At 56.7% G+C, this 9,903-nt stretch carries 7 protein-coding genes; 6 read left to right on the forward strand and 1 reads right to left on the reverse strand.

All coding sequences use genetic code 11. The features are described 5' to 3' along the window. From LAT75_RS13740 to LAT75_RS13765, 6 genes are all read left to right on the forward strand, one after another. A partial coding sequence (locus tag LAT75_RS13740) for an efflux RND transporter permease subunit (protein ID WP_291483250.1) occupies positions 1 to 3,399 on the forward strand: 3,399 nt, incomplete at its 5' end. A gap of 167 nt (positions 3,400 to 3,566) precedes the next feature. Continuing rightward, complete coding sequence (gene mce / locus LAT75_RS13745) at positions 3,567 to 3,971, forward strand: methylmalonyl-CoA epimerase (RefSeq protein WP_291483251.1); 405 nt, start codon at positions 3,567 to 3,569, stop codon at positions 3,969 to 3,971. A gap of 52 nt (positions 3,972 to 4,023) precedes the next feature. Further along, positions 4,024 to 5,637, forward strand: a complete 1,614-nt coding sequence (locus LAT75_RS13750) for a serine hydrolase (RefSeq protein WP_291483252.1) — start codon at positions 4,024 to 4,026, stop codon at positions 5,635 to 5,637. A 105-nt stretch (positions 5,638 to 5,742) separates the two neighbouring features. Then, on the forward strand, positions 5,743 to 5,970 hold the full coding sequence (locus tag LAT75_RS13755; protein WP_291483253.1) for a hypothetical protein: 228 nt from the start codon (positions 5,743 to 5,745) through the stop codon (positions 5,968 to 5,970). A 116-nt stretch (positions 5,971 to 6,086) separates the two neighbouring features. Beyond that, positions 6,087 to 7,064, forward strand: coding sequence for a HigA family addiction module antitoxin (locus tag LAT75_RS13760; protein WP_291483254.1), 978 nt, complete (start codon positions 6,087 to 6,089; stop codon positions 7,062 to 7,064). Between the two features lie 191 nt (positions 7,065 to 7,255). Then, complete coding sequence (locus LAT75_RS13765) at positions 7,256 to 8,548, forward strand: MFS transporter (protein WP_291483255.1); 1,293 nt, start codon at positions 7,256 to 7,258, stop codon at positions 8,546 to 8,548. A gap of 51 nt (positions 8,549 to 8,599) precedes the next feature. On the opposite strand, the gene LAT75_RS13770 is transcribed toward LAT75_RS13765, so the two are convergent. Continuing rightward, positions 8,600 to 9,903, reverse strand: a 1,304-nt coding sequence (locus LAT75_RS13770) for a hypothetical protein (protein ID WP_291483256.1), incomplete at its 5' end; no start/stop codon positions are given.

Consider the following 9,903-nt stretch of genomic DNA (forward strand, 5'->3'; position numbering starts at 1 on the left):
CCGATCCTGACGGTGAACCTTGCCGCGGATTATCCGCTTTCACGCCTAACGGAAGTGGCGAAGCGCATGACCGATATGCTCGAAACCGTGCCCGGCGTGCGGGAGGTTGACCGCATCGGTGAGGTGGAGCGTGAGGTGCAGATTAATGTGGATATCAATGCCCTCAACAGTTACGGCATCCCGCTGCAGGCGCTGGTTGGCGCCATTCAGGGCCAAAACCTGACCATACCCGGTGGTACGATTGATGTGGACCGTATGAGCTATCTCATCCGAATCAGCGGGGAGTTTCAGAGTCCGGAAGAAATTAAAGATCTGGTGATTATCGGCGGAGGAGGCGGCGGAGACGGGCCCGTTCCCGAAGGGCTGGTGTATATGCGGGATGTGGCCGAGGTGGTTTTTGGCTTCAAAGACCGTGAAAGCTTTGCGCGCCTGCGCTCCTACAAAGTGGATGACAACGGCAGGCTGATCGACGTACCCGCCGAAGACATCCGCGATCTCGAGGTGATTTCCCTCAATATCAAAAAACGTCCTTCTGCCAACATTCTGGAAACCGTTGAGGCCGTACTGGCTGCGGTGGAGCAGTTCCCGGTCCCGGGCGGCACGCAGGTTGTAATTACCGGCGACCAAAGCGAGGACGTGCGTAACCTCATCAGCGATCTCGAAAACAGCATCATCAGCGGGATGCTGTTTGTGGTGCTGGTACTCGTCTTTTTCCTGGGCATCCGGAATGCGCTGCTGGTGGGTACCGCCGTGCCGCTTTCAATCCTGGTGGGTTTCATCGTACTGCTGGCGCTGGGCTACACGGCCAACTTCGTGATTCTGTTCAGCCTCATCATTGCCCTGGGTCTGCTGGTGGATAACTCCATCGTGGTGGTGGAGAACATCTACCGCTACCGCGAGATGGGCTACGAGCGCTTCGAAGCCGCCAAAAAAGGCGCGGATGAAGTCGGCTACGCGCTGATTGCCGCGACCTCAACCCTGCTGGCTGCCTTTATCCCCATGACCTTCTGGCCGGGCATTATCGGGCAGTTTATGGGCTACCTGCCGCTCACGCTCATTATCGTGCTGTTGTGCTCACTGTTTGTGGCACTGGTGATTTACCCCGTGCTTACGGCCTATCTCGTGAAACTCGACGGAGAGAAATCCCGCCCGATGTCGAAAGGCTTCAAAATGGTGATGTACGCCCTGGCCGTCTTTTTTGTGGTGGCCGTTGGTATGGCAAACCCGATTACCCTGCTGGTTTCGGTGATTGCGGCCGTTCTGTTTGTGGTTAGCTACCGCTTCGTAATCAGGCCGCTTTCGGCGGTCTTCATGGAGCGAACCCTGCCGGCCATTCTGGACTGGTACCGTAACTTCCTGAACTGGATGCTGCGCCGGAACTACAAAATCCGCCTGGCGATGCTCCGCAACACCTTTTCGCTGGGCGCGCTCAGCCTCGGTGCCCTGCTGGCCATTCTTGGTGCTGTGGTGAATATCTTCTCGCCGGCCGGACAGTTTCTGGTGATGGCCGGAGGAATTCTCGCCGCAATCGGCGCCCTTGGCATCATGATTCACTTTGTGGAAATCATGCTCAGAGGCAACATTTACTCCGTTTACTCAGGCCTGATATTGGGCGGTTTTATCGCAGTTGTGCTGGCGGTGGTTTCTATTGGGCAGCCGGTTGGCGCTACGGTCTGGATTACCCTGATGGGGCTTCCGGTGCTGCTCGTTGTGCTGGGAGTCATCGGGAAAGTGTTCGGTGCCAAAACCAACAAGCCGCTGCTGGTAACCGATAACCGCTCGCTGCTGCTGAACTCCGTCATGGGGCTTATGATCAGCATCTTCCTGCTGTTTGCCGTAATTCCAACCGGCGTCGAGTTCTTCCCCGAAACCGATCCCAACCGGATTATCATCGAGCTGGAAGGGCCCATCGGCATGAATGTGCACGCGAGCAATGAAACGGCCTTCGAAGTACAGCAGCGCCTGTATCAGCTGATTGATGACGACCCGAAGGTGAAGGCCAACATCGAAAATATTCAGATCAACGTGGGCGTAGCCGGCGATCCGTTCTTTGGCGGCGGCAATCAGAGTCCGGAACTTTCCCGACTCACGGTTAACCTGGTTGATTACGGCGACCGCGCTGAGCCTTCCGCGATCACCCTGAGCAAAATCCGGAGTGTTGTTACCGATCTGCCCGACATCATTGTGAGCATTGCGGGAGAAGAGGTCGGTCCGCCGACCGGCGCGCCGGTCAACATTGAGGTTTCCGGCGAAGATTTTGATGAGGTGGTGCGCATTACCCGCGAAATCACCCAAAAGCTGATTGAGGCTTCGACTACCCGGCAGATTCCCGGCCTGGTCGATATCCGCAACAACATCAGCGGCGGCATTCCCGAGTACCGCATCCTTGTGGATTATGAGCGGGCCAACCGCTTTGGTCTGAACCTGGCCGATATCGCACAGACCGTGCGCATCGCCAACAACGGCCTCGAAGCCAGCAAATGGCGCGACGGCGAAGACGAGTACGACATCGTAGTGCGCCTGCGCGAAGAAGACCGCCAAAACCTCGAAAGCCTCGCGGGCCTCAATATCGGGTCGCCTAACGGACTCATCCCGCTGGTTTCGGTAGCATCTTTTGAGGAAGGCATCGGCCTCGGATCCATCACCCGTCTGAACCTGAACCGTACGGCAACCATCGAAGGTCAGGCCGAAAGCGGCTTCTCCGGTCCGGCCGTGCTGGGTGAAGTGCAGGCGCTGCTCGCCTCTTACGTCGCAGACCTGCCCGTAGGCTACACCGTGCGCTACACGGGCGAAAGCGAAGATCAGGAGGAAGCCTTCGGGTTCCTTACCGCTGCCCTGCTGATCGGCTTCGCGCTCATCTTCCTGGTGATGCTCGCCAAATTCAACAACGTGAAATCGCCCCTCATCATCATGACGGCCGTCGGGCTCAGCCTTATCGGCGTACTGCTGGGGCTGATCCTTACGCGGACGCCTTTCGGACTCATGACCTTCATCGGGATTATTTCGCTGGCGGGCATTGTGTGCGTGAACAACGTGGTACTGCTCGATTATGTGAAGCAGCTCACCGAGGGCGGCATGAGCAAGCGCGAAGCCATCGTAGAAGCCGGCACCATCCGTTTCCGTCCGGTAATGCTCACCGCGCTGACGACCATCCTGGGTCTGGTACCGCTTACCTTCGGTATCAACATCGACTTCGTTGGCCTGTTCACCACCATGGATCCGAACCTGCAGTTCGGCTCTGAGAGCACGGCCTTCTGGGGACCGATGGGCATCGCCATCATCAGCGGCCTTACCTTCGCGACCTTCCTCACCCTGGTTGTGGTGCCGGTGCTGTACTCGGCCTTCGACTCAGTCGCTGACCGCCTGAGCAGTAAACTTTACGAGGCCGAAACCCCGTAACGAAATCCGGCGTCAGGCCGCCGCGATAAGCATTTTCCTACATATCCCACTATCAAAGTTGAAGGGGCATCCGGTGAATCGGATGCCCTTTTTTTATGCAAATGAAGCCGGATTTCAGCATATTTCAGGAGCTTATTTATCCTCAGTAACATCCAAAAAAATACGTCATGAATAAAATTGAGCACATCGGCATAGCCGTAAGCAACCTCGAAGAAGCCATCAAAACCTGGGAAACCCTGCTCAGCACGCCCTGCTACAAAAAAGAAACCGTCGCCTCTGAAAAAGTGGACACCGCGTTTTTCAAAACCGGCGAATCCAAAATTGAGCTGCTCGGGGCAACTTCGGAGGAATCCGTGATTCACAGCTTTATCGAAAAGCGAGGGCAGGGCCTGCACCACGTGGCCTTTGAGGTAGATGACATCCGCGCCGAAATGCAGCGCCTGCGCGATGCCGGTTTTCGTCTGCTGCAGGAAGAGCCCAAGCGCGGCGCCGATAACAAGCTCGTAGCCTTCCTGCATCCCAAAAACAGCAACGGCGTGCTCGTTGAGCTTTGTCAGTCTGTAAGCGAATAAACGCCCTTCATCCGTCCCGCCCTCAAATAAACCGAACCTAAAAAAAATTGTTTTGACTTCATCCCGCCGCAGCAATCCGACTCCGAACCCGTCTTCCTTCATCCTTCAAAAAATGTGGCTGCTGTTTGGCCTGGCTGTTTTTATCGGGGGGATGGCTCCTCAGCCAACGGCCGCGCAAACAGAAAGGCCGCCGGTTCCGGAAGCACTCGCGGCATGGATCGAAGCCGGAATGGCCGCCTGGGACATCCCCGGTATGTCGGTTTCCATTGTGCGGGATGATGAGGTTGTTTTCGCGCAGGGCTTCGGCATCCGAAAGCTGGGCGAAACCGAAGCGGTGGATGAGCACACCATTTTCGGCGTAGCTTCCACGACCAAAGCCTTCACGGCGGCGGCGCTCGGGCTGCTGGTTGATGAAGGCCGCCTCGGCTGGGACGACCCCGTGACCCGCCACCTGCCGGGCTTTGAGCTGTACGATCCGTACGTAACCCGTGCTATCACCATCCGCGACCTGCTCACGCACCGCAGCGGACTCGGGCGCATGACCGGCAACCGGCTTCAGTACATGCCCTTCCGCGATCAGAGCGAGCTGCTTTACCGCATGCGCTACATGCAGCCGGAGCGTCCGTTTCGCGAGGGCTACGTGTACAGCAACATGATGTACATGGTAGCGGGAGAGGTGATCAGCGCGGTGACCGGCACGGGCTGGGATGAGTTTGTGCGGCAGCGGTTCTTTGAGCCGCTGGGCATGGATCGCAGCAGCACAAGCATCACCCAAATCGGGGATTGGGAAAATGCCGCCTGGCCGCATCAGCTGATTGAGGGGGATCTGCGCACCATCCCGAGGCGGAATTTCGATAATGTGGGGGCCTCGGCATCGGTGAACACAAGCGCGGCCGACATGGCGCAGTGGATGCGCCTGCACCTGGGCGAAGCCGGCGTTTTCGAAGGGCAGCGGCTCATCAGCCCGGAAACGGCCCGGGAGCTGTACCGGATTGTGACGCCCATCCCCGGCGGCAACCGCGAAGCTCCGATTACCGCCTACGCCCTCGGCTGGACCGTGAGCTCCTGGAACGGGCGCACCATCTACCGGCACGGCGGCGCAACCGACGGCATGAACACCACACTGATTCTCATCCCGGAAGAAAATACGGGCATCTTCATCACCACAAACACCTTCAACACCTTCATGAATGCGCTGGGCCGCAAGCTCAAGGACTACTACACCGGCGCGGAATTCCGTGACTGGCACGAGGTGTACCTGCGAAACTATGAGCAGCAGTTTGAGCGGGTGATGGCCCTTCGGCAGGAAATCCACGATGCGCGCATCCCCGGTACGCAGCCCTCGCGGGAGCTGAGCGCCTACACCGGCCTCTTTCACGACCCGCTCTACGACGATGTGCGCGTGGTGCAGGGGGAGGCGGGCCTGGAGCTGCACTTCTGGGGCGATCCCACCCAAATAGCCGATCTCGAACACTGGCATCACGACACCTTCCGGGCTGTATGGCGGAATCCGGCGCAGCGCGAAAAATTTGTCTGGTTCCAGACCGACCGCGACGGCGTGCCCGCCGAACTCCACGTACAGTTCAGCCTGCGACCCATGCTGCTTCAGGCCGGCGCCTACCCCACCAACTACTACCGCATCGTGGAATACCGGCGCGTGGAGTAGGCTTTTTGGAGGCACGCGGATATGGGCGGAAAATGGTTTGGTGTCGGAATTATCCAGCACTAAAAAATTAACACTTTCTGTTAGTTAAAATTGTTTGTAGTTTCTGTGGACATCACCTTTTCAGATAAAAAGCTGGGTAAGATTGCCAATAATGACCGGCTTATGGTTAAAGCGCTTGGGCAGAAAAGGGCAACAATTTTCAGAAGAAGGCTCGCGCAGCTGCAAAGTTCTGAAACGCTTGAAGACCTCAGGCATCAGCCGGGTAGATTTCATGAGTTGAGCGGCAACTTTAATGATTCTGGGCCTGTGATCTTGACCAGCCCTACCGCCTGATTTTCACTCCGCACGAAAATCCGATTCCTCAAAATCAACATGGTCAGTACCTCTGGATTGAGATAAAAGGGGTCGAAATTACTGAAATAAAAGATTACCACTAAGCAGCACCCGATATGGTTCGCATCAACACATACACCCCTGAATCGTCCCCGCATCCCGGAGAAATTCTTGCTGAAAAGCTGGAAGAGACGGGAATGGGCATGAAAGAATTTGCCCTGCGTACCGGCAAGCCCGAACAAACGATTAACAAAATACTTAAAGGCCGCAGCTCGATTACGCCTGATATGGCGGTACAGTTTGAGTCCGTTACCGGAATACCGGCACACTTTTGGATGAACAGCCAAAAAGCCTACGATGAGTATCTCGCCAGAGAAAAGTATCAGGCTGTACTTGATGAGGCTGCGGATTGGGCCAGGCACTTCCCGACTTCAGCTATGGCCAAAATGGGATGGATTGAACCTGCGGGAAATATCCGCGAAAAAGCAGCCAAATTGTTCCGCTTTTTCGCAATTTCAGATCACCATGCCTGGCGAAACTATTTCATAAACGGGGAGCTGAAGGTTGCTTTCCGGATTTCACTTGCGGGTACCCGCGATCCGTACGCCATCTCTGCATGGCTGCGAAAGGGTGAGCTGCTTGCCGCTGCAACCGAAGCTAATCCCTATTCTGAGACTAAGTTCCGGCAGGCGCTGCCCGTTTTAAAAAACCTGATGGCGGAGCAGCCGGAAGACTTTTTTCCGCGCCTGCAGGCTGTCTGCCGTGATGCAGGAGTGAAGGTGATTTTTACTCCCTGTTTGCCAAAAGCCCCGGTTAACGGCGCAACCCGCTGGATTGGCGACCATCCCGTAATTCAGCTGTCGGGCCGGTACAAACGCAGTGATATTTTTTGGTTTACCTTCTTCCATGAAGCGGGCCACATTCTGCTGCACGGGAAAAAAGATATTTTTTTAGAGGATGTAGAATACGACGAAAAAGACAGCAAAAAAGAAAGTGAGGCGGATGCTTTTGCTGTCGAATGGACTCTCAGCAAAGCGCAGGAAGCCGAAGTAATTGCATCTGGAGATTTCCGAAGCCAGCGTTTCAGGGAATAGGCAGCGCGTTTTGGTACCCATCCCGGCGTGATTGCCGGAAGGCTTCAGCACCTGAGCGTGATCTCTCACGGCAGCTTCAATGATTTAATAGTAAAGCTGGATCCCGGTGTATTCAGGTGATGCCCATAAACCCGCTCCACCCCATCCCATCAAAACCGGCTGCTTCATTTTTTTGAAACCAAACTCACTTCATGACCTTTCTCGCTTTTTTTAAAGCCAACTACCGGCTTTTGCTGTTTGGGGTGCTGCTTACGTTTTTTGCCGGTTTCGGGCAGACCTTCATGTTTTCGCTTTTTCTCCCGGCCTGGCAGTCGGAGTTCGGGCTTACGAGCGGCACTTTTGGGACCTTCTACTCTCTGGTTACGCTCACTTCGGCCCTGCTGCTGCCTTATGTGGGCGGCCTGCTGGATCGGGTGCCGCTCAAAAAATACACTTTTGTGGTGCTCGCGGTGATGGCCGCCTCGGCCGTGCTGCTCTCCTTTGCGCATTCCCTCGTCTTCCTCTTTGTAGCGATTCTCGGGGTGCGACATGCGGGTCAGGGGCTGATGGGGCACATTTCCCAAACCACCATGGCGCGCTGTTTTGATGCCGCCCGGGGCAAGGCGCTGAGCATTTCATCGCTCGGTTTTCCGCTGGGGGAGGCCGTACTGCCGGTGAGCGTTGCCCTCCTGATCGGTGCGATAGGCTGGCGCAGCAGCTGGCTGCTGATTGCCGGTTTCGTGCTGCTGCTCTCGGCCCTGCTCATTCCCGTGCTGCTGAGGGATGAACCTTCCGCTACCCCGCAACCCTCAGCCGCTGGATCAGCCGATGCTGCCGCTGACACGGGGCCGGAGTCCCGCCAGGAAACCCATCCCCCGAAAGAAAACCCCGCGCCTGTACCCGACGCCCCGCGATCCTGGACCCGCGCTGAGATGCTGCGCGACGCCCGTTTTTATTTCGTAAATCCCGCCGGGCTCGCTTCCCCTATTCTGCTCACCGGCTTCTTTCTGTATCAGCTGCCGCTGGCCGAATCGAAGGGCTGGAGCATGGAATGGATGGCGACCTGCTTTATCGGCTTTGCCGCCGCGAAAACGGCGCTTTCACTGGGCGTGGGTCCGGTAATCGACCGCTTCAGCGCCCGCAGCGTGTACCCGTTTATGCTCATTCCGATGCTGCTGGGCTTTGTGGTGCTGTTGTGGGGGAGCCATCCTGTAACGGCCCTCATTTACATGATGCTGCTCGGGGCTACGGAGGGCATCAGCGGGAACACCAAAACGGCCATGTTTGCTGAGATTTACGGGGTCAAGCATCTCGGCGCCATCCGGGCAACGCTGGTAACGCTCATGGTTTTTTCGACGGCTTCCGCGCCGGTGCTGTTCGGAAACCTGCTCGATGCCGGGCTTGCGTTTTCGGGCCTCATTTGGGGTGCCGTCGTTTTTCTGCTGCTTTCTATGGTGCTGGCACTGCGTATCACGCCCTGGGGCGAGCGGGTTTGGGGAAGCTAAGCTGAAGCTGGGCGGTTGCTGGTTTAATCCTGCGCAGAGCTTTTCGCAGCCTTACCTCAGCAGGGTGTTGCTAACCTGCTCTGCATACTGATCTTGATTCTCAATTTTCCTCACCATCTGCCAAAGGATGAGGAGCATTAAAAAGTAGAGGGCCGCAAATACAGCGAAGAGTCCGCTGATCAGCAGGTAGGCAAGCCCGAAAAACACGCTTGTTTCGATAAAGCTCACCAGGCCCGAGGTATTGTTCATGGTGCGGCTGAAGGAAATAACGCTGGAGCCGTCCCGCACTTTTTTGGGAAAACGCAGGCTGGCCCAGTAGCCGGTAAGCAGCGCGGGCGGGCAGAGCAGCACAAAAAGGACAAGCTGCTTCCATTCAAACATCCCGATAAAAAACAGAACGGGAAAGGCAAGTACCGCATACCAGAGCAGTACCCGCCAAAGAGAGCCGGTGTAAAACAGCCAGCGCGTTTTGCGGGCCTGCGGACTCAGGCTCTGACTCATCCAGAGTTCCGGGAAAAAGCCCCAAAAGTTGTTGTGCAGGTAGCTGAACGGCAGCAGCGGTATGGCCAGCAGATAGGCGATGTAAGCAGGCATGTAGCCCTGAATCAGATAGAGGTAGGCGCCGCCGAGTACCAGAATAACGGGGATGACGAGATAGAGCTGCCGGGAGGTGTCGCGCCGGTTGTAGAGTTTGGCGGCATAGCCCGCAACGCTGCTTTTTTCTGCGGTGAGTGTCGCGAGCGCTCCGCTTTCGTTGGTGACGCGGATGTGCCTGATTTCCGCATAGCGCTGTGTGAGAAACATGAAAAAGGCCGCCGCCGAAACCGCTGAGGTAAACATCAGGACGGTGCCGGTCCAGGGCATCATGTCGTAGAAAACGGGCCTGAACCAAAAGTAGAGACCTGCAAAACTCAGCGATGAAAAGGCCGCCAGTGCTGCCGTAAGGGCAGCTTCGGCGCTGATTAGGCCGCCGCTGCCGGTCTGCCGGGAAGCCCGCCAGAGCTGCACGCTGTGTTTGATGCCGAAATCCAGCGCTGATGCTGCGACGATGAGGAAGATCCCGTCGAGGAAAAGCCACGGACCCAGGCTGTAGCTGAGCAGGCTGAGCACCGCGAGAAAAAAGATGCCGTACACTGTGCCGGGCCTTGTGGTGTTATAGAGCAGGTTGAGCCCGCCTGCCGCCCGTTCCGAGACCGGCGCATAGGCCGGGATGATGCGAACCGGAAATCGGATAATCGGGAAGACCCCGCTGAAGAAAATGATGAAGGCCATGCTCATCAGCACAGCGCTTTCAATTACGATGCGCTGATGTGTTTCGAGCGTGAGCAGTGCCCAAGCCCCGAAGCTGCCGTAGA

This window comes from Cyclonatronum sp. (assembly GCF_022565315.1).
GTDB lineage: Bacteria > Bacteroidota > Rhodothermia > Balneolales > Cyclonatronaceae > Cyclonatronum.

Coding starts and splice junctions, on each gene's coding strand:
- LAT75_RS13765 (WP_291483255.1), top strand. CDS start 7,256: ATGACCTTTCTCGCTTTTTTTAAAGCCAACTACCGGCTTTTGCTGTTT.
- mce (WP_291483251.1), top strand. CDS start 3,567: ATGAATAAAATTGAGCACATCGGCATAGCCGTAAGCAACCTCGAAGAA.
- LAT75_RS13760 (WP_291483254.1), top strand. CDS start 6,087: ATGGTTCGCATCAACACATACACCCCTGAATCGTCCCCGCATCCCGGA.